Below are 24,619 nucleotides of genomic sequence, written 5' to 3' on the forward strand. Positions count from 1 at the left end.
GTCAGTCTCCTCCCCCGTAAGTCACCCAACGCTTGGACGACTTGAAGATGATCCAGGTGAGAATGCCCGCCATGACGAACAGAATCCATGCCATTGCCGACGCCTTGCCCATCTTGAAATAAATAAACGCGTTCTGGTACAGGTAGACGGCGTACATGAGCAGCGAGTTTTCCGGCCCGCCGCTGACCTGGTTCAAATTGCTGCTGGAGATGACGAAGTAGGCCTGGGTGAAATATTGCAAATTGTTGATCACCTGCATGATGAGCTGGAACAAAATAATGGGCGAGATCCAGTGGATGGTGATATGCCTAAACTTGCGGAACCCACCCGCGCCGTCGATGGAGGCCGATTCGTAGAGCGACTGCGGCACCTCCTGCAGCGAAGCCAGGAAGATGATGATGATATTGCCGACGCCCCACAATCCCATGAGGATCAGGGACATCTTGCTGTAGGCGGGATCGGAGAACCAGCCCGGCTGCGGCAGGCCCAACCATCCCAGCAGCTTGTTCAGCAGGCCGTACTGCCCGTTCATGATCCACATCCATAAGAGCGACGTGGCCGCCAGCGGAATGATCGTCGGAATATAATAAACGGTTCGATAGACGGAGAGACCGCGAATCCGCGTATTGAGCAGCATAGCGGTTAGCAGCGCGAAGAGCAGGTTGACCGGCGTGCTGATGACCGTCAGGTACAGCGTGTTGCGAATGCTTTTCCAGAACAGGTCGTCTCCCATCAGGTCCCTGTAATTGTCCAGGCCGACAAAACGCGGAGATTGGAACACGTTGAAATCCGTGAAGCCGTAGTACAAGGAGGCGCACAGCGGATACAGCGTGAAGGCCAGAAAGCCGATGATCCAGGGGCTGGCGAAGACGAAGCCCGTCAAGTTGTTCTTGTTCATGGCAGAACCCCCATTGCTTGGCGCCGGACGAACCGCTGCGCTTCTTGCTGCGGAGCGCAGCGGCTCTGACCGAGCCGGCTATCGTTGGATGATGCGAGAGCCTCTTATTTGAGCAGTCCTGCGGATTTGTCCTTCATGTGCTTGACGGCCTCTTCGGCGGTTTGCTTGCCGCCGACGGCGAGCTCGAACTCGTCGTTGATCAGCTTGCCGTATTCGGTCTGTCCGGAAAATACCGGAAACGCTTTGAGGTTCGGACTCTTGGCCGCGTCGGCGAATGCCTTGAAGTCGGGAATGCTCTGCAGGGCCGGATCGTCGTACACCGAAGTCCGTGCCGGCAGGTTGGCGAACATGCTGTTGAACTTGGTCATGCCTTCCTTCGACATCAGCCAGCTCATGAACGCCCATGCGCCGTCTTTGTTTTTCGCGTTGCTCGGGATGAAGAACGTCGACGAGCTGACTTCTCCGCCGCCCGCGAGCTCGGGGTGGCCGGCCGGACCCGGCAGCGGCGCGACGCCGTAGTCGAGGTCTTTTTTCAGCACATTTTTAACCGTGTTGCCGAACCAAGGGCCGTCGATGCGCATCGCTTGCTTGCCAAGGAACATCGGATCGGTGGCGTCCATGTATTTGGCTGCGGCATTGAACTTGACGACATTGCCTACGCCGAATTGATTGCGATAATCCTGCATCAGCTTGATGGCTTCGACGGTGCCCGGATTGTCCGGCGTCAGCGTCTTGCCGTCATCGGAGATGAAGCTGCCGCCGAACGCCATCGACATGCCCGTCGTGTAGTAAATGAGCGGGAAGTCCGGGAAGCCCAGCGTGTCGATCGTCTTGTCCGCGTTGACCTTCGTGAGCTTGATCGCATCCGCGAGCAGCTCGTCGGCCGTCTTCGGCGGCTCGGCGATGCCGGCGTCGGCGAACAGCTTTTTATTGTAGAAAAGGAGGTTGAAGTTCACGTTGATCGGCAGCGCGTACTGCTTGCCGTCGTACTTGCCGCCCTCTAGCGCGGCGGGCACGAAATCGGAGAGGTCGTAATTATCCTTTTTGATGTATTCGTCGAGCGGCTCGAGCATGCCCTTCTCGGCGTAGGACGCCGTATTGTTGCTGAAGTTGTCCGTAATGTCCGGGCCGTCTCCGCTGGAGATGCCCACGACGACCTTCTGGACGTCCGGCACGGAGAGGCCTTTGACCTCGTAAAGGTCCTGGCTCGCGTTGAACTCGGCGATCAGCTTCTCGACGTTCTCGCCTTCGGCGCCGCCCCACAGGTACCAGAAGCTGACGGGCGTCTTATCCTTGGCGGGTTTGGCCGAAGCCGATGCGGTTGCGGTTGCGGTTGCGGTTGCGGACGCCGAAGCGGACGAACCTGATGATGCGCCGGCCGAAGCCGAAGGGCTCGCGTTGCCGTTGTCCTTGTCGTTCCCGCATGCCGATACCGTCGCAGCTAGCGTCGCCGCGGCGAGTACCGCCGCTATCTTTCTTTTTTCCATGTCGCATGCCACCCCTCATTAAGGTAGAGATTCGATGAGCTCGCTTTTATTATAGGGGCGATTGGATGAACATGTAAAGAATTATTTCTTTTTATTTAATATTTTTGGAGGTATACTCCTTTTATTTAGAAAGGTACCCGTTTCTCTTTGTGGAACGATGCCAGAGACGCGCGAGACGGCGCGCGGGCAGCCTTTAGGCCGGGTCCTTTTCGGAGGTTCGCTCCACTCGGAACCCGACTTCGAACATGCGGTTCCAAGGCAGCGTCAGGTCGCTGATCGAGAGTACGCCGAAGAATGGCATATACGTTTTGGAGAATTGCTCCAATCTGCGGACGATAGACGCTTCAATCCGGGGCTGGACATGTGAAATTCGAAAATATTCGGCATCCAGTCCCGGAAGCTCCTCACGACAGACATCCTCTCGCACCACAGATTGATAGCCCCAATCCTCGAGAAGACGATACGCGTAGTACAGACGGCTGCGGTCCCGCCTCGCTTCGTCGCTTTCCTCGGGCCGGTCTCTGTAATACGATTCGATGATCGCGTGCGAGATGACCGTGCCCAGCGCATTGCCGGACGTATTCCAAGCCGCATAAGCGGTGATACCCTCGAGCAGACCCTCTTGCCCTAAGAGACGCATAAGCGACTGGTCTCCTCCGTTGGACAGCGCGACATCCGCCAGCGCGACGAGCCGTCCCCGGCTCAGATGGTGCCGAATCGCTTCCGCGAACTCGCGGATGTGAATCTCCGACGCATAGGTGCGATGGCGGCGCTCAGGCGGGTCCATCGTCTCCGCGGCTTCCGTGCCGGACACGGCCGGCGAATGCACCATCAAATGAATATCGGCCGGCTCCACCGAGTCCGCGATGACCGCGCGAGCCGCGGTGAGATGCGACTTGATGCTCTCGGCCAAACTGCGATCCTCGTACTTCGGAATGCAGAACGGCCCTTTTGTGGAGGAATATCGGATACGGAACAACGGCGTATACGACTTGGTCTCGCAAAACAGCCGCGCGAACAGCGTGCAGCCGATCTCGTCGGCGCCCGGATAAACGTGAACCTTGGCGGCCAAAGACAGCCGGTCTACGAGCGCGGCAATTCGGCGCTGATCTACGGAGGTGTGGCCGTATTCGGCATTGTCGTCGAGCGGGATGATCAGAAAATCGATGATCCCCTCCGCGGCGAGCTCAATCGTACGGACGTTAACAGCGTGATTGATACGTCGGCGGTTAAGGAAGTCATCCTGGACCTCAGCCGGCACGACGGCACGCAGATTCGCCAGATCCTTGAGGAGCTCGTCTTCGGCAGAAGGGACAGGGGTTGAGGCCGGGCTGGCCGAATGGAAGCCGGCCGCGGGAGTCGCTTCGCGGTCCAGCATATCCGTCAGCTTGCCGATGCGGCAAAGCTCGCTGCCGTACTCGGCATAATAATCGGGCTCTTCTTCGCTGCTGGAGTAGGCAGGCGCGCGCGTTATCAGGTTAAAGGCATAGAGGCGGAGGTCGGGCTTCGCCCGTTTGAGCTCGCGCAGCGCATCGAGCCGCGCGAGGCAGATATCGAGGGAGAGATGATGGAGTCTCGAGGGGACGATCCCGCCGTATACGAGCATATCGACGGAAATAATGGCTTGATCCGCATGTCTCGCATGGTCGGCGAGCCAACGGGCGATCGCGGGGACGTCCCCCGGCGTCTTTTTGCGTCCGAGCAGCGAGGCAGCCGGAGCTGTAACCGTCAGATCGGTCATCTCCGCCAATGCCAGCGGATAGCGGTAGTTGCACGGTCTCTCGTCTAGCGGCAGATAGAGGACGTTCGTCAAAGGAATCCTCCTACAATTAGGAATTAAACTCCAAATAAAAATTTAATAAAGGAGTATACTTCCATTATAGTGACCCCGTGACGCCGAATCAATAAATTTTATCCAGGACGGACTTCGAGGTACGTCCCAATGCTTCGTACGCTTTGTCCTTGAACCGGATGGCCGTGGCCGTCGACAAGACGTCGAGCACATGAATTTGCGACAGCTTGGAGGAAAACGCGCCGCCTTGAAGCGGCGTCTCGCGCGACTTGGACAGGAGCACGACGTCCGCGAACTGTGTCAAAGGCGACCGCAAGTGGCTCGTCAGGCAGATGAGAAAGACCGACTTTTGCTTGGCCAATCGAACCGCATCGACGATATCCTTCGTGCTGCCGGTGGTCGAAACAGCGAAGACAACATCTCCGTCTTGCATGAGCGCAGCCGTCATCGCCATCATATGCGGATCGATCACGGCCTCGGTATCGTAACCGAGCCGCATAAATCGGTATTTGGCATCGAGCGCGGTATTGCCGGACGAACCTACGCCGAAAAAGTAAATTTTCCGGGCGGCACCGATCGCGTCGATCGCACGTTCCATCTGCGTCGTATCAAGCATATTGAGCGTATTCTCGATCGCCTTGGTGTTCTCCGCGGTAATCTTGGTCGCCATCGCGCGGATGTCGTCGGTCTCTTCGATCTCGCTATGGACGTTGCGTACCGGCACGACCAGGTCCTGAGCCAAGGAGAGCTTGAACTCCTGATAGCCCTTGAACCCGATCTTGCGGCATAGCCGAAGGACAGAGGTCTCTCCGGTTCCTGCCTTCTCCGCCAGATCCGTCAGCGTAATATAGACGACCGCTTCAGGATCCTGCTGGATGACGTCGGCGATTTTCTTTTCCGTGCGCGTGAGCGAATTATAGATGCTGGACAAAACGAGCAGCGTATTAGCGCCGCCCGACGTTCCCTTAGGTTTGGACACTGGGGTGCTCCCTTCGTTCGAGAGAAAAATTCCTTCTTATATTCGAATAATAGATGAAAACTCCATTTAGAACAAGTAAGTTTCGACCTTCGATCAGAAAAAAGAGAAAAGAGCAGAAGCGTACGCCGCGGCGTCCGTCTCTGCTCTTTGATTCACACTGTGGCATTCGCCCGGTTTTTCCGCGATGGCGGAATATGCGTATAGGACCCGATGACGACGTCCGGCAGCTCCTCGCGGAAGATCTCGAGCAGTGTTTTCATGCCGTAAATCTCGCCCTTAGCCTTCGGAATAAGGTTCAGGTAAGCGTCGGGATCGATGTTCAGGTTGCGCATCTGAATGAGCTTAAGCTTGGTCCGTCGCGCAAATTCAATCATGGCTTCGATCTCTTCCTCCCGATCCGTGACGCCGGGGAAAATCAGGTAGTTGATCGAAGTGTAGACGCCCTGGCTCTCCGCGTATTTCATCGTCTTTTCGACGTTGGCGAGCGTGTAGCCCCGCGGTTTGTAGTAGGCGTTGTAGTGCTCGTCGATCGCGCTGATCGTACTGACGCGCATCAGGTCGAGCCCCGCGTCGGTAATGGCGCGCAGATGATCGCTGAGGCCGGCGTTCGTGTTGATGTTGATATAGCCGTTCGACGTGCGCTCGCGCACTCTTTTGATCGCTTCGATGATCGTCTTGGCCTGCGTCGAGGGCTCGCCTTCGCAGCCTTGGCCGAAGCTTATGATCGTTTCGGGCTTTTTCAGATGCTCGAGCATGATGTCAACGACTTCGTCCGTCGTCGGCTTGAACTTGAGACGCGTCTGCGGAGCCACGAAGCCGCTGTCGTCGGGCTGTTCGGAGATGCAGCCGAAGCAGCCGGCATTGCATGAAAACGACACGGGCACGGCTCCCTCGAGACGCTGGAGAAACGTATTGGAAGCCGTCAGGCACTCGTAACCGAGCGCGCAATGAGAAAGATGCTGGTACAGCCGATTGTCCGGGTAGGAGGCAAGCAACCTGCTCACTTCGACCTCCAGTTCCTTACGGTCGCAGTTGTCCGGATTCCAAGGCTCGGGATCGTCCGTGCCCGCAGCCGCTACGTAGAAGCCGCCGTCTTTCCAGACGACGGCCGTATAGCCGAACAGAGGGAATATCTGCGTCTTGTCCGTCTTGGTGTAGCCCGGGACATAAAAGCGCGTGAAGCCCTGAGGCAGCAAAGCGCCGACCGCCTGGCTGCCCGCAGGCAAAGCCTTCATCTCGCCGGTCTTGGGATTCATCCCGATCGCGCGCGTGTGCGGCAAGCCGACCAGCGTAGCGCCGGCGGGGAGCGGAATTAATTCGTCTTCAAGCAGCTCGACCAGCCTGTCGCCGCTCCGCGCAACGGCATGAAGTTTGTCGTGATCGTATACATTGCCGTGCTCGTCTGCGTAAACCAGGTACATGGCGTATAGCTCCTTTCGTGACTTGGACGCGCCCGGACGATGCCGGGCGCGTCCTATATGGCATGGGCGAGCTTATTCGCTCGCCGGGTTGTTCTTGGTCGTGCGCCGCTGGCGAGGCGTCTTGGCTGCAGGGGCTTCGGCGTCCGCGGGCGCAGCAGGCGCCGCGGGCGTAGGTGCCGCGGGCGTGTCGCCTGCGGCGTCGTCCGCAGCCGCCTTGGCGGCGCGAGCGCTTGTCTTGGCGCCCGCGGCAGCGCGGGTGCGCGGCTTGGCAGCGGTCGGCGGAGCTGCAGCCGTCTCTGCCGCCTGCGGAGCAGCGGTTGGCTCGGCCGCCTGCGCGGCAGGCGCGTCATCGGCCGCGGTCTTAGCAGCGCGGCCTCCACGGGTAGTGCCGCGCGTCGTCGAAGACGAAGCGCGCGTTGACGTGCGCTTGGCGGCGGCCGGCGTATCGCCGCCGGCAGACGGCGCCTCTGGGGCGACGGCTGCGCTCGGCGGAGCGGCAGGTGCCGCCTCGTTTGCTGCGCTTGGCGCAACAGCCGGGGCAGACGCTACAGAAGCTGCCGTGCTTGACGCGGCAGCAGAAGCCGGCGTTGTCGCTGCGTTCGGCTTGGCAGCCGGCACAGACGCCGCAGGCGCTGCTGCGCTTGGCGCGGGGGCCGACGGCGTTGCCGACGGTGTCGCTGCACTCGGCGCAGCAGCTGCTGCAGACGCCGCCGGCGTTGCTGCGTTAGAAGCGGCTGCCGGCGGCGTTGACGCGGCCGGCGCTGTTGCGGACGCTGACGGAGCCGCCACCGCGGGCGCTGCTGCCGGGTTGGAACGCGCAGCTCCCGAAGCCGCGCCAGCGCTGCCAGATGTTGGCCGGCCGGATGCCGCGGAGCCGCTGCCGGTCGCCGGCCTCGAAGTACGAGCCGCCGCTCCCGGCGAGGAAGCAGCCGGTCGTGCCGAAGATCTCGCGGCCGAAGATGCCGACGGCGACGAAGCCGAAGCCGTGCCGCCCGGTCTGGACGAAGCGCTCGTACGAGGCGTCGCTCCCGTCGGCGGCACGCCGCCGCCCGTCGTCGAGGAGGTGCCTGCGCCTGTGTTCCCTACGTTCGGGTTCGCCGCAGCCGAAGGCGCGATCGGCGTGCCGTTCCCCGTACCCGAGGCTGCACTTGCCGAATTCCCCGCCCCTGTTCCGGTCGACGGCGATCCGGCAGGCGAGGACGGCATCTGCGATGCCGGCGACCCGCCGCTCGAAGAAGGCGAAGTTGCGTTAGGACGTCCCCCGTAGGAGGACGAGCCGTTCGAGTAGGTCGGACGGCTGCTCGAGTAACTGCCGCCGCGCGGCCCTGCATTGTAGCTGCCAGGACGGGACTGCGACAGCGGCCGGGAACCTGAAGGCCCCGAATAACGGGAACCGCCGGTCGACCCGGACGAAGCGGAGCCGTAACCCGCTCCTGTACCCGAAGCGCCGCCTGAAGCTGCGGTACCGGAAGAAGAGCCTGCGGATGCGGCGCTGGACGTCGTACCGCTCGAAGCGGTGCTGCCGGAAGCTGCCGTGCCCCCGGTCTGCCCGGGACGCAGCGGTCCGCGGCCCGGCGCATTCGCCGCGCTGTCCAGCACGGTCAGAAATTCCACGTTGGTCTTCGTGCCGCCCAGCTTGCGCAGAAATTGGTCCACGAACTCGATCGAGTCGTTCATGCTCTTGCGCAGCGTCCATACCTTGTCGAGCTCCTCCTTGGAAAGGAGCATCTCCTCGCGGCGCGTGCCTGAGCGGCGAATGTCGAGCGCCGGGAAGATTCTGCGCTCGGCGAGCTTGCGATCGAGGTGCAGTTCCATATTGCCTGTGCCCTTGAATTCCTCGTAGATGACATCATCCATCCGAGAGCCCGTCTCGACGAGCGCGGTGGCCAGAATGGTCAAGCTGCCGCCCTCTTCGATGTTGCGCGCCGCGCCGAAGAACCGCTTCGGACGGTGAAACGCAGCTGGATCCACGCCACCGGACAGGGTACGACCCGAAGGCGGCACAACGAGATTGTAAGCTCGCGCCAGTCGGGTAATGCTGTCCAGCAGGATAACGACGTCGCGCTTCTGCTCGACCAGACGGCGGGCACGCTCGAGCACGAGCTCCGCAACTTTAATATGATGCTCGGGAACTTCGTCGAAAGTCGATGCCACGACCTCGCCTTTGACCGAACGCTGCATATCCGTTACTTCTTCCGGGCGCTCGTCGATCAGCAAGACGAATAAATAGATATCCGGACGGTTGGTCGAGATGCTGTTGGCGATTTCTTTGAGGAGGAGCGTCTTACCAGCTTTGGGAGGAGCGACAATGAGACCGCGTTGTCCGAGTCCGACCGGGGCCAGGAGGTCCATAATGCGGGTGGACAAGCGATGGGGCGACGATTCGAGCACAAGCTTTTGATCCGGGAACAGCGGTGTGAGTGCCGGAAAGTGCAAGCGCTCCGCGGCTACTTCCGGCGTGTCGCCGTTGACGAGATTCACCTGCAGCAGGCCGAAGTACCGTTCGTTTTCCTTGGGCGTCCGGCACTTGCCGGAGACGAGATCTCCGGTGCGCAAGTCGAACTTGCGAATCTGGGAAGCGGAGATATAAATATCCTCCGCGCTGGGCAAATAATTGATCGGGCGAAGAAAGCCGTAGCCTTCGGGCAAAACTTCCAGCACGCCTTCGAGAAACATGTGTCCGCCGCGTTCGGCCTGCGCACGCAGGATGGCGATCATGAGTTCCTTTTTGATCATCTGACTGTAGCCTGCGATCTGAAGGTCCTTCGCCAGCTTGTATAGCTGGGTCAGGCTGAGGCCTTCCAGATCGGACATTTTAAAATCCGTCAATACAATCCCCACTTCATATTAGGATGTGCGCAGCGCCGGAGCGGCTGCCGCCGCTCAAGCTTCGCGCCATACGTCCGCGCCGAGGCCGCGCAAATGCTCCTCGAGCCTCTCGTAACCGCGGTCGATGTATTCCAGACCGGTGATCTCCGTCACCCCTTCTTCGACGGTCAACGCAGCCACGACAAGCGCAGCTCCCGCGCGCAGGTCGGATGCCCGAACCTTAGCGGCGTTAAGCTTGCTGCCCTCGACGATTGCCGAGCGGCCTTCGACGCGGATCTGGGCGCCCATCCGCGCGAGCTCGGGGACATGCTTGAACCGGTTGCTGTACACGTAATCGGACAAAATGCTGACACCGGTCGTCTGGGTGAGCAGGCTCGTCATCGGCGACTGGAGATCCGTGGCGAATCCCGGATAGACGAGCGCCTTGACGTCGACCGCCTCGTAGTCTTGCTGGCCGACGACCCGGATGGATTCGTCCATTTCGTAGACGTGAACGCCCATTTCTTGAAGTTTGGCGGTGAGTGCTTCCATGTGCTTGGGAATGATGTTGTCGATGAGAACGTCGCCGCGCGTCGCGGCGGCCATGATCATATAAGTGCCGGCTTGAATGCGGTCGGGAATGATGGAGTGTCTGCAGCCGTGCATGCGTTCTACGCCTTCGATGCGAATCGTCTCGGTGCCCGCGCCTTTGATCTTGGCGCCCATGGCGTTCAGCAGCGTGGCCACGTCGATGATCTCGGGTTCCTTCGCGGCGTTTTCGATGATCGTAGAGCCCTTCGCTCTGGCCGCTGCCAGCATAATATTAATCGTGGCGCCTACGCTGACGACGTCCATATATATTCTAGCTCCGCGTAATTCGTTAGCTTTAATGCGGATAGCTCCATGTTCGTTGGTTACGATTGCGCCCAGGGCCTCGAAGCCCTTGATGTGCTGGTCGATCGGTCTCGGCTCGAAGTTGCAGCCGCCCGGCAGTCCGATTGTGGCTTCGCCGAAGCGTCCGAGCAGAGCGCCCATTAAGTAATAAGAAGCTCTCAATAGCTTGACCCGGCCGTTGGGCATCGGGATCGATTGAATGCCGGTCGGATCGATGGATAAAGTCTCTTCTTGCCATGAGACCCGGCAGCCCAGTTCCTGAAGCAGTTCCTTATAAATCTCGACGTCGCTGATATGAGGCAGATTGTCGAGCCTGACCTCGGATTCGGCGAGAATAGCGGCAGGGAGCAGTGCGATCGCGCTGTTCTTGGCGCCGCTGATGGAGACCGTTCCGCGAAGCGGACGTCCCCCGCGTATCATCAGTTTTTCCATGAATGCATGGTCCTCCTAGTAGATGCTTCATCTACTCCGGGGGCGCGTGGCGACCGCGTTCGATGAAGGAAAGGAAAGACGCCTGCGAGGCGTCTTGTCCGTACGTAAGACAGACGCCGCCGTCCGTCCGGATCTCCGGTTGCGGACAAGCCGCGGCGCGGCGGGACGGATTGCGGCGAAAATCTTCGATTAAGCTTGGTTGCTGCTGCCGAAGAGACGGATCTTCTCTTGAACGACGGCCTTCATCGCGGTGCGTGCAGGCGTCAGATACTTGCGGGGATCGATGACGTTGGCGTCCTTGCCGAGCACTTCGCGGATCGCTGCGGTGCAAGCCACTTGGTTTTCCGTGTTGACGTTGATCTTGCCGGCGCCCGCTTGGATCGCCTTGCGGATCATGTCGTCCGGTACGCCGGAGCCGCCGTGCAGAACGATAGGCACAGGAATCTTGGCGACGACTGCTTCAATGATATCATAGTGGATCTTGACTTCGCCCTTGTACATGCCGTGAGCCGTACCTACTGCAATAGCCAGCGCGTCGACGCCGGTCTCCTCGTAGAAACGGATCGCTTCTTCAGGCTTGGCCAGCGAAGCGTCAGCCTCGTCCACGCTCAGGTCGTCCTCGACGCCGCCGATCGTGCCCAGCTCGCCTTCGACGGAAACGCCCATCGCGTGAGCGGCTTTGACGATTTCCTTGGTCAGCTTGATGTTCTCTTCGTAAGGGTGGTGCGAACCGTCGAACATGACGGAGGAGAAGCCTGCGCGGATACACTTCATGGCGATGTCGAAGGTGCTGCCGTGGTCGAGATGCAAGGCGATCGGAAGGCCGGATTTCTTCGCTGCCGCCTCCGCGATGGCAACCGTGTACTCGATGCCCATGTACTTCAACGCGCCTTCGCTGACGCCGAAGATGAAGGGGGATTTTTCTTCCATGGCGGCTTCGGTGATCGCTTGGGCGAATTCAAGATTGTTCATGTTGAATTGGCCTACCGCGAACTTGTTCGCCTTCGCCTTGGGAAGGAATTCGTTCATTGATACGAGTGGCATTGTGATTCCTCCTGCGCTCTGAATAAGTCGTGTGCTGTCTTACGGCCCGACTTGCATGCGACGTTATTATATCACAAATGAAAGTAGGATTGTAAAATGACTGCCTTCTCCGAACCGCCCGCTTCCAGGCAAGAAAAGCAAAAACCGCCGGACGTCTCCGGCGGTTCCCGATTCGATAATCCGCGCCGTCTTCAGGTGCCCGCCGCGAACCTCGGCGACGGCCCGTCCTCTGCCAGCTGCATGTTGACGGCTACCCGCAGTTCGTCGATATCGAACGGCTTGGTGAAATGCATCAGCGCTCCAAGATCGGTGGCTTCCTTGATCATGTCCAGCTCGCCGTAGGCCGTCATCATGATAACCTTGACGTCCCGGTTCATTTCCTTGATCTTTTTCAAAATCTCAAGCCCGTCCATGCCGGGAATCTTCATATCCAGCAGAACAAGATCCGGGGTATGCGTACGTACGATCTCCAGCGCCGCGCGTCCGTTCGCCGCCTGGAAAGTCTCGTAACCTTCGACGCTGAATACCTCGAGCAGCAAGATCCGAATGCCGATCTGATCGTCGACAATTAGCAATCTCTTCTTGGCCACCTCATGATCCTCCTCTTCCTGTTGCTTCCTTCTTCCCGTATTCGCGCCCCAACCGGGAATTCCTTCCTAACTTCTGGCAATTGCAAAAAAAAGCTCCGGCTTTTGCCGAAGCTGGAATACATATGTTGAAATAATCAAGATTCCGCGCCAACCAGCGCCGCCTTGACGAATTCGCGGAAAAGCGGCTGCGGACGGTTCGGACGGGAGATGAACTCCGGATGGAACTGTACGGACAGGAACCAGGGGTGGCCCGGCAGCTCGACCATCTCCACCAGCCTGCCGTCCGGAGACGCGCCGCTGATCTTGAGACCCGTCGATTCGATGAGATCGCGGTACTCGTTGTTGAACTCGTAACGGTGGCGATGGCGTTCGTAGATAAGCTCTTCGCCGTAGCATTCTGCAGCGAGCGTGCCCGGTACGATCTTGCAGGGATAGAGTCCGAGGCGCAGCGTGCCGCCCATGTCCTCGATATCCTTTTGATCCGGCAGCAGGTCGATGACCGGATATGGCGTAGCCGCATGAAACTCGGAGCTGTGCGCGCCGTCCAGGCCTGCCATGCTCCGCGCGAACTCGATGACGGCCACTTGCATGCCGAGGCAAATGCCGAAAAACGGCACCTTGTTCTCGCGCGCATAACGGATCGCCGTAATCTTGCCCTCGATGCCCCGGTCGCCGAAGCCTCCCGGCACGAGGATCCCGCCGACGCCGCCCAGCAGCTGCTCTACATTGGCAGGCGTGACTTCCTCGGCGTTCACCCAGCGGATGTTCACTTCGGCGTCTGCGTCGATCCCCGCATGCGCGAGCGATTCGACGATGCTCAGGTAAGCGTCGTGCAGCGCGACATACTTACCCACGATCGCGATCTCCGTCGTACGCTTCAGCGATTTGACGCGGTTCACAAGCTCGATCCATTCGTCCATATCCGGCTTGTCCGCTCCGCCAAGCTTGAGATGGTTCACGACATAGTCGTCGAGACCTTGCTCTTGCAGCATGAGCGGCACTTCGTACAGCGTCGAAGCGTCGCGGCACTCGATGACCGCGTTGGCGTCGATATCGCACAACAGCGCGATCTTGCGCTTCAGGTCTTCCGCCAGCGGATGCTCGGTGCGGCATACGATGACGTTCGGCTGGATGCCGATGCTGCGCAGCTCCTTGACGCTATGTTGGGTCGGCTTGGTCTTGACCTCGCCGGCTGCCTTGATATAAGGAATCAGCGTTACGTGAATGTACATGACGTTATCCCGGCCGATGTCGCCCTTGATCTGGCGGATCGCTTCGAGGAACGGGAGACTCTCGATGTCGCCTACCGTGCCGCCGATCTCGGTGATGACGACGTCGGAGCCGGTCTCGCGTCCCGCACGGAATACGCGGTCCTTGATCTCGTTGGTAATATGGGGGATAACCTGCACCGTACCGCCCAGATACTCGCCGCGACGCTCTTTGCTGATAACGGTGGAATAAATTTTGCCGGTCGTAACGTTGCTGTTCTTGGATAGATTAATATCGATAAAACGTTCGTAGTGGCCGAGGTCGAGGTCCGTTTCCGCACCGTCGTCGGTTACGAACACCTCTCCGTGCTGATACGGGCTCATCGTGCCCGGGTCGACGTTAATGTACGGGTCGAACTTCTGGATCGTCACTTTGAGGCCGCGATTCTTGAGCAGACGCCCCAGCGACGCCGCCGTGATTCCCTTGCCGAGCGAGGATACGACGCCGCCCGTCACGAATATATATTTGGTCACCCTCTGTCATTCCTCCCGCATGTGCCCCTGGCATCATGTTAATGGTCTCCAAAAAAACAAAAAAAGTGACACCCAATTAAATGGGGGCACTTTTAAAAATAACGCTATTGAAATGCCTGCTTGAAAAGCCCAAGCATAAGTTTACCCGCTGACCACAGTGGTGTCAAGCCTTCGAAACCCGCCGCCACGGCGGCCGCTCAGGCCTTAAACCGCGCTGGAAAGACTCGAACCAAGCCACGCGCTCGCTACAGCCGGTTGCGGAAGGGGACGCCGAATCGGCGCCCCTTTCCGGACGACATTAGCGCGCTTCTTCGTCTTCCTCTTCGTCAGCGTCTTCCTCGTCCTCATCCTCGTCGAAGCCGTCGTCTTCCTCGTCGACTTCGCCTTCGATGCCTTCCTCTTCTTCGGACTCCTCGTCGATCGCGACTTCTTCGTCGGACTCGCCCGCTTCTTCGCCTTCGTCGAAGATCTCCTCGCGGTCTTCGTCGAACAGATCGAAGCCCTCTTCGGCCTCCGTGAAGGTCTCTTCCTCGTCCTCGCCGTACAGATCCTCGTCGTCGAGATCGTCGTCGTCGTTGATGATGCGCGGACGCTTGGCGCCGCCCGTAACCGGATCGTCGGAGCGATCGACCGGGTACCAGCGCTTCAGGCCCCAGACATTGCTGCCGACGCATGCGAAGCGGCCGTCGATATTAATCTCTGTATACACCTGCGCGATAAATTCGTTGATCTGCTCGGGAGAGAATCCCCGCAGCTTGGCAATCTCCATCATGAGATCCCGGTAATAGAACGGCGTATTGGCCGCCTTGAGCACCTCGAAGGCCAGGTCGACCATCGGCATCTCCCGGATCTTCTCGGCGTCGAACTTCAGGACGTATTCAGCGCTCACGCTCTAAGTCCCCATCCTCTCTGTATGTTAAACGTTCTTATACCCCTCGGGCGTCAACCTTTAGTTAACCGCATTTGCCGCCAAAATGCAAGTACGACGGCCTGCGGGACGGGCTTCGCAGGGATCGCCGGAATATGCTTTTATTCGTCACTTTCCGCAGGAAAGAAGCGGGGGACGAACGATTTGTACCGCCCGGGCTTGTCCTCCGCCCTGCGGACGCCATTAAGCGAAGGCGCCTCGGAGCCGCGCCTTCGCTTAACCGACTGTACCCTTCCGCGCTCCTCGGGAGGAGGAACCTACATGGGTGCGAGAGTCTCTCCGGGGAAACTCCCACTTCATACTATGTGCCCCGATTCCAAATGACACCGCCTGACGCCCAATTTAAGCAGGCCCGGGCCATACTCCCAAGCTTCGCTCCGCCGCTGCACATAGTATGGGGAATCTAAGCCGGGAAGGAGACCAGCACATGGATTCGAGCGCTCTCCTTCGCCTCCTCCGCCGCCTGCTCTCGGGCGGCGGAGAGCGTGGCGCCAGAACGATCGTGCGTTTCGCGAAGCACGAGGACGGCCGCCGGTTTCTCGCGAGGCTGGCCGCCAGGCGGTCGAGAAGCGCCGCACTGCGGGCCGCTCGACCGATCCGGGTCATCGGCGGCTTCAGCCTGCCGCTTCGGGCCGCCTCCCTGACGCCTCTGCTGAGTTACGGCTGTATGTTGGAGGAAGACCGCAGCGTCAAGATCAGCCACGCGCTGCCGAGACCGTCCGCTCAATCGTTCAGCAAGATGGACATTCCCTGGGGCGTGCGGCGCATCCGCGCACCCCAGGCCTGGAGCCGTACGACAGGACAACGAGTTAAGGTCGGCGTGATCGACACAGGCGTAGACTTCAGCCATCCCGACCTTCGCCACGCCTTGAACCGCGGCATCAATCTCCTGCAGCGAGCCTCGCTGCCGCATGACGACAACGGGCACGGCACCCACATTGCGGGGACGATCTCCGCAGCGAACGCTTCGCGCGGCATGATCGGCGTCGCGCCCCGGACGGAGCTCTACCCGGTCAAGGCGTTCGATACCGACGGCTCCGCGTACGTGTCCGACATCATCCTCGGCATCGAGTGGTGCATCCATCACGGCATGGACATCGTCAACATGAGCTTCGGCATGCCCAACCGGAGCGACGTGCTGCTTAAGGCGGTGGAGAGCGCGTACAAGGCCGGCGTGCTGATCGTCGCCTCGTCGGGCAACGACGGCAGGAAAGGTCGGATCGATTACCCGGCCGGCTTCTCGCACACCGTCGCCGTCGGCGCGCTCGACCGGCGCGGACGGATCGCGCGCTTTACGAACCGCAGCGCCGCCATCGACATCTTTGCCCCCGGCGCCAAGGTTGAGTCCGCCTGGCCGAACGGCCGCCGCCGCCTCATGAGCGGCACGTCGATGGCCACCTCGCACGTCACCGGCGCGGTGGCGCTGCTGCTGGCGCTCCGGCCAGGACTGTCCCCGGGCCGGATCAAGGACATCCTGCGCCGATCCGCAAAGCCGCTCGGATACGACAAAGCTCCCCAGGGGGCCGGGGAGCTGGACGTGCTGCGCTTGCTGGAGATCGCGGGCGAGTCTTCCGGCGGCGCCGGAGGAACGCCGGGGGACCGGTCGGCAGGGTCGAAGTCGTTGTAGAGAAGCGGACCTCCGCGTCGTTTCAGGTGCCAAGTTGCTGGATTCATGCCGCTAACGCCGGCGGTTTACTGCCTCAGGCGCTCTTAACGGCACGCTCTACCGTTAACCGCCCCAGTCAACCTCCATTTATGCATTTAGCGGCATAAAGTGCCGCTAACGCCTACATACGCTTGGACTCAGCCGCCCTTAGCGGCATTAAATACCGCTAACACCTTGAGCTCACCGTCCCGAGTACCCTTAACGGCATGAAATGCCGCTAACACCTTGAGCTCACCGTCCCGAGTACCCTTAACGGCATGAAATGCCGCTAACACCTTGAGCTCGCCGTCCCAGACACCGTTTGCGAAAAAAGTGCCGCTATCCACCATAAATATTCCCGTTGTCCGCTACCAACCCGCTCTTTCGGCGCCCGTTAGCGGCTGCCTGCCGCCAAGTCCCGCTTACATTTGCTCGGGCGCAGATACGCCGATCAGACGCAGGCCGTTGGCCAGCGTGTGGCGCAGCGCGGCGAGCAGTTGCAGGCGTGCCTGGCTCTGCGCGGCATCCTCGGTGATGACGCGCTCCGCGCGGTAGTAGCTGTGGAACAACGCCGCCAGCTCGTACACGTAGCGCACGATATGGTGCGGCGCGTAGTCCTTCGCCGAGTCGGCGACGACGGCGGGGAACTCGCCCATTTTGCGCAGCAGATCGTACTCGTGCTCGGCGGTGAGCAGCTCAAGATCCGCCTCCGCCACAGGCAGCACGGCGACGCCCTGCTCCTCCGCCTGGCGGAAAATGCTGCAGATGCGTGCGTGGGCGTACTGCACGTAAAACACCGGATTCTCGTTGGACGTCGAGACGGCCAGGTCCATGTCGAAGTCCAGATGCGTGTCCATGCTGCGCATCGTGAAGAAGTACCGGATCGCGTCGACGCCGACTTCGTCCATCAGGTCCTCGATCGTGATCGCCTTGCCCGTACGCTTGGACATCTTGACCTTCTCGCCGTTCTGGAACAGGCTGACCATCTGCGCGATCAGCACCGTCAGACGCTGCGGATCGTGGCCAAGCGCCGCCATAGCCGCCTTGACGCGCGGGATGTAACCATGGTGGTCCGCGCCCCAAATGTTGATCAGCTCGTCATAGCCGCGCGCGAACTTGTCCATATGATAGGCGATATCGGGCGTGAGGTACGTGTAGCTGCCGTCGTTTTTAACGAGCACGCGGTTCTTGTCGTCCCCGAACGCCGTCGTATTCAGCCAGACCGCGCCTTCCTCTTCGTACACGTGACCTTGCGCGCGCAGCGCTTCGAGCGCGCCTTCGACCTTCCCCGTCCGATACAGCGAAGTCTCGCTGTACCAGCTGTCGAAGCTCACGCCGAACCGGCCGAGGTCGCGCTTGATCTTGTCCAGCTCGCGCTCGAGGCCGTAGCTGCGGAAGTAGTCGAAGCGCTCCTCCTCCGTCTTCTCCAGCAGGCGCGCGCCTTCGCGCTCCGCCAGCTCTTTGGCGAAGCCGACGATGTCCTCTCCGTAGTAGCCGTCTTCCGGCATCGCCGCATCCTCGCCGAGCGCCTGGCGGTAGCGCGCCTCGATGGAGCGGGCCAGGTTATTGACCTGGTTGCCCGCGTCGTTGATATAGTATTCGCGCGAAACGTCATAGCCGGCAAACGCCAGCACGTTGCACAGCGCATCGCCGACCGCGGCGCCGCGCGCGTGGCCGAGATGCAGGCTGCCCGTCGGATTCGCGCTGACGAATTCGACCTGCACCTTGCGTCCGCCGCCGGCGTCCGTACGGCCGTATGCGCCGCCCTGCTCCAGCACGGATGCGACGACAGGCAGCAGATAACGCTTGTCCATGCGGAAATTGATGAAGCCCGGACCCGCGATTTCCGCGGACGTGACATTCGCCTTAGCCTTGTCCAGGTTCTCGATGATCGCGGTCGCGATCTCGCGCGGATTTTTCTTCGCGATGCGCGTCAGCTGCATGGCCGCGTTAGTGGCCAGATCGCCGTGCGCCTTGTCGCGGGGCACTTCGATGACGATCGCCGGCACCTGCTCCCGCTCCACGACCCCCGCCTTGACCGCGGCGTCCGCGATCGCTTCTTTTAACGTCTCGTATGTCTGCTCCAGCACGTTCATGACCCTATTCCTCCCGTATATCCAGTCCGATCTCGAACCGGCCCATCTCCTGATCCTCGCTGCGCATATCGTAGCGCCAGGACAGCGTGCCGCCGGCATCCGTCAAGTCCGCCGACAGCTCGTGCGTGTACGCCTCCACGGCCATCGAGCCCTGCGGCAAGCGCACCGCGCCCGGCGTCGCCGCGCCCAGGCGAAACGTCTGCTCGACGCCGATCTCGCCCTGCCGTACGACGCGCACGTCGCCCTTCAGGACGGATACCGTCATCGCGTCCGGGCACCGCAGCACCCAGCCCGTCGCCATCCGGAACCACTGGCCCGTCAGCCGCTCCTCCGCCCATTCGCCGGATTCGCCGTCTTGCCGGCTGCGGAACACGACCGTCACGCGCCTGTAGTCCGGCATTCCGATCCGCTCCCGTCTGTCCGATTGTCTGTTATTACTATATACACAACGCTCTTTGAATTCAACGACGGAGGGCGCTCGCCCCTCTTGCCCCAGCCGACCCCGCATGCTATGATATGGGCCAATATCCGATCGACGTTGAACGGGAGAGTACCGGATCGCATAGCCGTACCAGAGAGCCGGAGGGGTGGGAACCGGCACGGCGGGATCTTCGGGAAGCGGACCCGGGAGTCGGTCGCCCGAACCGGCGCGGCGCCATAGCCGCAAGCCCGGCAGTAGGGCGATCCGGCCTTGCGGCCGTTATCCGTTTGAGCGGCGTCTCGCGCAGTCCATCTGCACGGGCGCTATAAGAGTGGTACCGCGGACACACCTCCGTCTCTTGATGAGACGGAGGTTTTTTGCGTTCGGATTTAGCGTTCGGATTGTGCGTTCGGATTGTGCGTTTGGATGGAGTGCGTTTGGATTGTGCGTTCGGATTGTGCGTTCGGATGGAGTGCGTTTGAATTTTGCGTTCCGAATAAAGCGAAGGAGGACATCGACATGCTGTTACAGCAAGCTGCAGTCCTACTGCAACCCCACGTACCGTTAGAAAAGGAGGCGCTGCTCCGCCGGCTCGAAACACCTCCGGAGCCGAAGCTCGGCGACGTCGCATTCCCTTGCTTCGTCCTGGCGAAGCAGCTTCGCCGCGCGCCGGGCGCGATCGCCGCGGAGCTCGCCGATGCGGTGAATGCGGCAGACCAAGGCGTCCGTGCCGAGGCGGCTGGCGGTTACGTCAATCTGTTTTTCGATTCCGCCGTCTGGCTGGGCCGGATCGTCGACGCCGCCCTCGAACCCGGCTACGGACGCAGCGACGAGGGCCGCGGCAGACATGTCGTCATCGACATGTCTTCGCCCAACATCGCCAAGCCGCTCGGCGTCGGCCACCTGCGCTCCACGATGATCGGCAACGCGCTGGCCAACCTTTACAGAGAGACCGGGCACGCCGTAACGACCGTCAACCATCTCGGCGATTGGGGCACCCAGTTCGGCAAGCTTATCGTCGCCTACCGCCGCTGGGGCGGCAAAGCGGCGCTCGAAGCCGATCCGATCGGGGAGAGCCTGCAGCTTTACGTCCGTTTCCATGAGGAAGCGGCAGAAGATCCCGCGCTGGAGGACGAAGCAAGGGAAGCGTTTCTGCGTTTGGAGCAGGGGGATGAGGAAACGGCGGCGCTTTGGCGCTTTTTCGTCCAAGCGAGCATGAAGGAATTCGAGCGCGTCTATGCGCGGCTCGGCGTCAGCTTCGACGAGGTGCTCGGCGAGAGCTTTTACAACGACAAGCTGGAGCCTGTGCTGGAACGCCTGCGCGCGCAGGGACTGCTCGCGGAGAGCGACGGGGCGCTCGTTGTCAGGTTAGACGAGGAAGGGCTGCCGCCCTGCCTGATTCTCAAAAAAGACGGCGCCACGATCTACCCGGTCCGCGACCTCGCGACCGCGATATACCGCAAGCATGTAATGAATGCGGACCGTCTGTTGTATGTCGTGGGCGCGGAGCAGCAGCTGCATTTCAGGCAGGTGTTCGGGGTACTCGGGAAAATGGGAGAGCCGTGGACGGGAGACTGCGAGCATGTGCCGTTTGGACTCATGACCGTGGAGGGCAAGAAGATGTCCACCCGCAGGGGGAAGGTCGTCTTCCTGGACGAGGTGCTGGACGAAGCGGTGCGCAGAGCGCGCGAGATCATCGCGGCCAAGAGCCCGGATCTGCCGGGCGCGGACGAAGTCGCCGAAGCTGTCGGCATTGGCGCGGTTGTGTTCGGCGATCTGAAAAACCGCAGGCAGCTGTCTGTAGACTTCAAGCTGGAAGAGGTCGTCAGCTTTGAGGGCGAGACGGGACCTTACGTGCAATATACGCATGCGAGAATTGCCAGCCTTCTTCGCAAGGGCGGCTCCCTGTCAGAACAACAGCCGCTCGGGAAAAAGGGTGCGCATGTCCCGGCCGAAGGCATCGGTATGACGGATGCAGCTTGGGTTTGCGCCAAGCGGCTCACGGAGTGGGGCGCAGCGGTGAGCGAGGCCTTACGGGACAACGAACCGTCGGCCGTAGCGCGTTACCTGCTGGAGCTCGCGCGCGACTTCAACCGCTTCTATCACGACGGCAAAGTCATCCAGCCGGGCGACGAATCCGGCACGCAGGCGCGCTTGCGCCTGTCGGCGGCAGTCGGCTCCCTGCTGGGCAGCGGCCTGGAGCTGCTGGGCATTGCCGCGCCGGAGCGTATGTAACCGGGGCTGCGGAAAGATGGTTGGGTGCGCTTTGGCGGGCGCGTTTGCGCCTAAATGCCAAAGCCGGCAACACGCTGGCAGCACGCAGCTGACAACAGCCGCCGACGGCAAACGCCTAAAGATAGCCGATAAAATCGGCTATCTCGCGCCTCGCCGCTCCCCAACCGCCGCAGTTAGCCGGGAAAACCGGCTATCTCGGGCTTTTACTATTCTCTGGTTCCCAAAGCTTTGCAATGACGTGACCTAGTAGCCATCATTTAGTACCCATTTGCGCTTATCGACCCCATCCGGCACGGGGCAGAGTTGGCGTAAATGGCTTTTTGATCCTATCGACACCATTCCGGGCGTTGCGGAGGCTGCGGTAGCGCCCAAATGCGCTTATCTCCGGCCGCAAGCCGCATTTGTCCCGAGCGGTAGCGCCCAAATGCGCTTATCTCCCGCCGCAAGCCGCATGTGTACCGAGTGATAGCGCCCAAATGCGCTTATCTCCGGCTGCAAGCCGCATGTGTCCCGAGTGATAGCGCCCAAATGCGCTTATCTCCGGCTGCAAGCCGCATGTGTCCCGAGTGATAGCGCCCAAATGCGCTTATCTCCGGCTGCAAGCCGCATGTGTCCCGAGCGGTAGCGCCCAAATGCGCTTATCTCCGGCCGCAAGCCGCATGTGTCCCGAGCGATAGCGCCCAAATGCGCTTATCCTCGGCCCCGGGACACGCCACCCCGGCGCGTAAGCGCCTTAACGCACGCTCCCCCTCCGTCCCCTCTGCGTAGCTCCAACGAAAAAGCCCGGAACGCAAAGCGTCTTACGACGCTTCCGCCCGGGCTTTTGCATGCCAAACCGAATCTAATTCCCTTAACGGACCCGCGTCTCCGTCAATTGGAACTGTCCCACCAGCTGCCGCAGGAAGGCGGTGATGCCCTCGACGCTGTGCGACGTATGCCGGACGCCCACGATCTCGCCGAGCAGCGCCTGCACCTTGGTCTCGACCTCGGCCGAGATGGCGCGGTTCTCCTTGCTGACGTCGGCGATCTTTTCCATCAAGGCGACGACTTCGTCTACGACCTGCGTCTTCATGGCTTCCTCCGACTTGGCGGCAGCGAGCGTTTGGGAAGCGACGGCGACGAGCTCCGTGCCTTCCTCGACCACGCGGGTGCCTTCTTCCATCGAGGCGGAGGCCAGCTTCGCGTGGTCGTATATCTTGGCCACGATGGCGTTGACCTCTTCCGTCGATCGCCGCGTCGAATCGGCCAGCTTGCGGATCTCGCCGGCGACGACGGCGAAGCCGCGCCCGTGCTCGCCGACGCGCGCCGCCTCGATGGAGGCATTCAGCGCGAGCAGATTGGTCTGGGCAGAGATTTCCTCGATGACGGCAAGCACGCTGCGAATCTCTCCTGCCGTATCCATAAACAACCGGATCGTGCCGTTCGTTTGCGCGACGCTGTCCGAGATTTGCGACATTTTGCCGCCGATCCGCCCGACCTCGCCTTGCGCGACTTCAATCTGCACCGCAGCCTTTCGTTCGAGCATGGCCAGCGTCTCCCGCATCTCGCCGGCCACGTCCTTGGCGACGTCGATATCCTTCAGCTGCCTGCGGAGACTGCGGATCATGTCGTGAATGCGCTCGCTGACCCGCTCGGTCGAGCCGGCCGTGGAAGCGGCGGTCTCGTACATGAGCCGCTGGCTGCTGGATACGTCGGATGCGGCAAGGCGCACCTGAAGCATGATGCCCTCGAGCGAGTCGATCATGTTGTTGATCCATTTCGCCAGGTCGCGGATCTCGTCGTCGTCGTAATCTGCCGTTCGAATCCGCTGCGTCAGGTCGCCTTTGCCTTCGGCGTTGATCCGGATGAACTTGCTCAGGCTGCGCAGCGGCTCGGACACGCGCCGGTCGCTCCTGCGCGACACCAGCGCGATGCCTGCCCATCCGGCTACCAAAGACAGCGCCAGCTCGCAGACGGCGGTCCATGCAGGCGAAACCTCCGATGCGAGAAATCCGACGAGCGCGGCCGATACGGCGGCAAACGCGACAACGCCCAACCACAGCGGCTTCGCGAGCCGAACCGATACGCTGCGAATCCGGTATACTTCCTCCAGATCGCCCTCGCACATCATGCCCCAGCGGTCCGGACAATGCGGAAGCTCGAAGGTCACCCCTTTGCCGATAACGGGAATGTGGCGGTAATCCGAATAGCCGGGAAATTCGACGAACAGGTTGCTGCCGTTGCGGATCGTGCTGGCGACGCCCGGATGCAGCTGCCCGGTGGCCGGATCGGTGAACACAAGCTCGAGCTCGGTATGCTCCTTGACGGACACGACGCCCCAGTCGGTGGTGACGCCGTCCTTCAGATTTTCGCCATGGGTAAAGGTCCTGTCTTCGAACCGGCTGCGCGACAGCGCGGTGCCCGGCGCAATGTGCGTGTTAAGAGAGGGCTTCGCCATGAACAAATAGTTGTCTCCGGAGTCGGGGTAGACATGACCGGATTCGCGCTGGATGAGGTCCCCGATGACGTCGTTCGGCACTCTTCCGCACAACGCGCCCTGCCACTTGCCGTTTTCCGTGAACGGCAAAATGAAGAGCAGAGTCATCTTGTCGTGAAACGCGGACGAGCGGGCCCCGATCTCCGCCGTCATCGGGTCGGGGTAAGGACCGAACAGACAGGGACGGGCGCCGGCGCCGCCGCCTTTCGCATAATCCATGCCCGCCGCAAACCCGGCGCCGCTCTCGTAAGTCCGCCCCTCATGAGGCAGGTGCGTCGAATAAACGACCGTCCCTGCGGCATCGGTCAGAAAAATCTCCGTAAAATCGATTGCGCGCGTGTACGCCGAGCCGATCAGCTTTTCCATCGCTTCGCGGGCGGCCTCGCTGCCGACCGGCATCGTATCGCCGCCTTGCGATCGAAGCTGCTCCAGCAGCCGGTCCAGATGACGCCAATAGTCCGTCGTCCAATCCTTCAGGAGCTGCATCCGCGTCTCGGCAATGCCTTCGAAAATTTCTTCGATATCCCGCTTCAGCCGTTTGTTGAGCCTGTACGACCACCATAACGGAAGTCCTTTTTTAAAGCCGAGCCAGTCGAACATGCCGCCCACCCCATTTATATTTATTATGTAAGTAATAATAACATTTAGGATGACAAATTTCCTCATATTTCCGAATGTTTCCTTCCATTTTATTAAATAATGTTAGTCTTTATAACGTATTCACGATTCAG

15 protein-coding genes and 1 pseudogene are annotated in these 24,619 nt (G+C 60.7%); 2 read left to right on the top strand and 14 right to left on the bottom strand.

What is annotated here, in order from left to right:
• Position 1: 1 nt before the first annotated feature.
• From KB449_RS28220 to rpoE, 11 genes and pseudogenes are all read right to left on the bottom strand, one after another.
• Positions 2-898: a carbohydrate ABC transporter permease gene (locus tag KB449_RS28220; protein ID WP_282911538.1), complete on the bottom strand. Its 897-nt coding sequence runs from the start codon at positions 896-898 to the stop codon at positions 2-4.
• 104 nt (positions 899-1,002) lie between these two features.
• The gene (locus tag KB449_RS28225; protein WP_282911539.1) at positions 1,003-2,385 is read right to left on the bottom strand and encodes an ABC transporter substrate-binding protein; all 1,383 of its coding nucleotides are present in this window, start codon (positions 2,383-2,385) and stop codon (positions 1,003-1,005) included.
• Positions 2,386-2,578: 193 nt separating this feature from the next.
• Entirely contained in the window at positions 2,579-4,198 is a 1,620-nt protein-coding gene (locus KB449_RS28230) for a DUF4127 family protein (RefSeq protein ID WP_282911540.1), read from the bottom strand.
• Between the two features lie 88 nt (positions 4,199-4,286).
• Positions 4,287-5,156, bottom strand: coding sequence for a MurR/RpiR family transcriptional regulator (locus tag KB449_RS28235; protein WP_282911541.1), 870 nt, complete (start codon positions 5,154-5,156; stop codon positions 4,287-4,289).
• A 152-nt stretch (positions 5,157-5,308) separates the two neighbouring features.
• Positions 5,309-6,577, bottom strand: coding sequence for a radical SAM family protein (locus KB449_RS28240; protein WP_282911542.1), 1,269 nt, complete (start codon positions 6,575-6,577; stop codon positions 5,309-5,311).
• A gap of 1,482 nt (positions 6,578-8,059) precedes the next feature.
• Positions 8,060-9,391 (bottom strand): annotated as a pseudogene (gene rho / locus KB449_RS28245) (transcription termination factor Rho); the annotation flags it as partial.
• A gap of 69 nt (positions 9,392-9,460) precedes the next feature.
• Positions 9,461-10,711, bottom strand: coding sequence for a UDP-N-acetylglucosamine 1-carboxyvinyltransferase (gene murA, locus KB449_RS28250; RefSeq protein ID WP_282911543.1), 1,251 nt, complete (start codon positions 10,709-10,711; stop codon positions 9,461-9,463).
• Positions 10,712-10,900: 189 nt separating this feature from the next.
• Positions 10,901-11,755 (bottom strand): class II fructose-1,6-bisphosphate aldolase, encoded by an 855-nt coding sequence (fba, locus tag KB449_RS28255; RefSeq protein WP_277530658.1) that lies wholly within the window; start codon positions 11,753-11,755, stop codon positions 10,901-10,903.
• Between the two features lie 191 nt (positions 11,756-11,946).
• Positions 11,947-12,345: a response regulator gene (locus KB449_RS28260; protein ID WP_282911544.1), complete on the bottom strand. Its 399-nt coding sequence runs from the start codon at positions 12,343-12,345 to the stop codon at positions 11,947-11,949.
• 134 nt (positions 12,346-12,479) lie between these two features.
• Complete coding sequence (pyrG, locus tag KB449_RS28265) at positions 12,480-14,087, bottom strand: CTP synthase (RefSeq protein ID WP_282911545.1); 1,608 nt, start codon at positions 14,085-14,087, stop codon at positions 12,480-12,482.
• A 298-nt stretch (positions 14,088-14,385) separates the two neighbouring features.
• Positions 14,386-14,976, bottom strand: coding sequence for a DNA-directed RNA polymerase subunit delta (rpoE, locus tag KB449_RS28270; RefSeq protein ID WP_282911546.1), 591 nt, complete (start codon positions 14,974-14,976; stop codon positions 14,386-14,388).
• 466 nt (positions 14,977-15,442) lie between these two features.
• Here rpoE and KB449_RS28275 point away from each other — a divergent pair, with 466 nt between their 5' ends.
• A complete protein-coding gene (locus tag KB449_RS28275) occupies positions 15,443-16,642 on the top strand; it encodes a S8 family peptidase (RefSeq protein WP_282911547.1) in 1,200 nt (399 codons plus the stop codon).
• A gap of 440 nt (positions 16,643-17,082) precedes the next feature.
• Here KB449_RS28275 and argS (KB449_RS28280) read toward each other — a convergent pair whose 3' ends face one another.
• Positions 17,083-18,756 (bottom strand): arginine--tRNA ligase, encoded by a 1,674-nt coding sequence (gene argS, locus KB449_RS28280; RefSeq protein ID WP_282911548.1) that lies wholly within the window; start codon positions 18,754-18,756, stop codon positions 17,083-17,085.
• Between the two features lie 4 nt (positions 18,757-18,760).
• Positions 18,761-19,156, bottom strand: coding sequence for a YwiB family protein (locus KB449_RS28285; RefSeq protein WP_282911549.1), 396 nt, complete (start codon positions 19,154-19,156; stop codon positions 18,761-18,763).
• A 540-nt stretch (positions 19,157-19,696) separates the two neighbouring features.
• Here KB449_RS28285 and argS (KB449_RS28290) point away from each other — a divergent pair.
• A complete protein-coding gene (argS, locus tag KB449_RS28290; RefSeq protein ID WP_282911550.1) occupies positions 19,697-21,412 on the top strand; it encodes an arginine--tRNA ligase in 1,716 nt (571 codons plus the stop codon).
• A gap of 850 nt (positions 21,413-22,262) precedes the next feature.
• Here argS (KB449_RS28290) and KB449_RS28295 read toward each other — a convergent pair.
• The gene (locus KB449_RS28295) at positions 22,263-24,488 is read right to left on the bottom strand and encodes a methyl-accepting chemotaxis protein (protein ID WP_282911551.1); all 2,226 of its coding nucleotides are present in this window, start codon (positions 24,486-24,488) and stop codon (positions 22,263-22,265) included.
• Positions 24,489-24,619 lie beyond the last annotated feature (131 nt).

Source organism: Cohnella hashimotonis (genome assembly GCF_030014955.1).
In the GTDB taxonomy this organism is placed as follows: domain Bacteria; phylum Bacillota; class Bacilli; order Paenibacillales; family Paenibacillaceae; genus Cohnella; species Cohnella hashimotonis.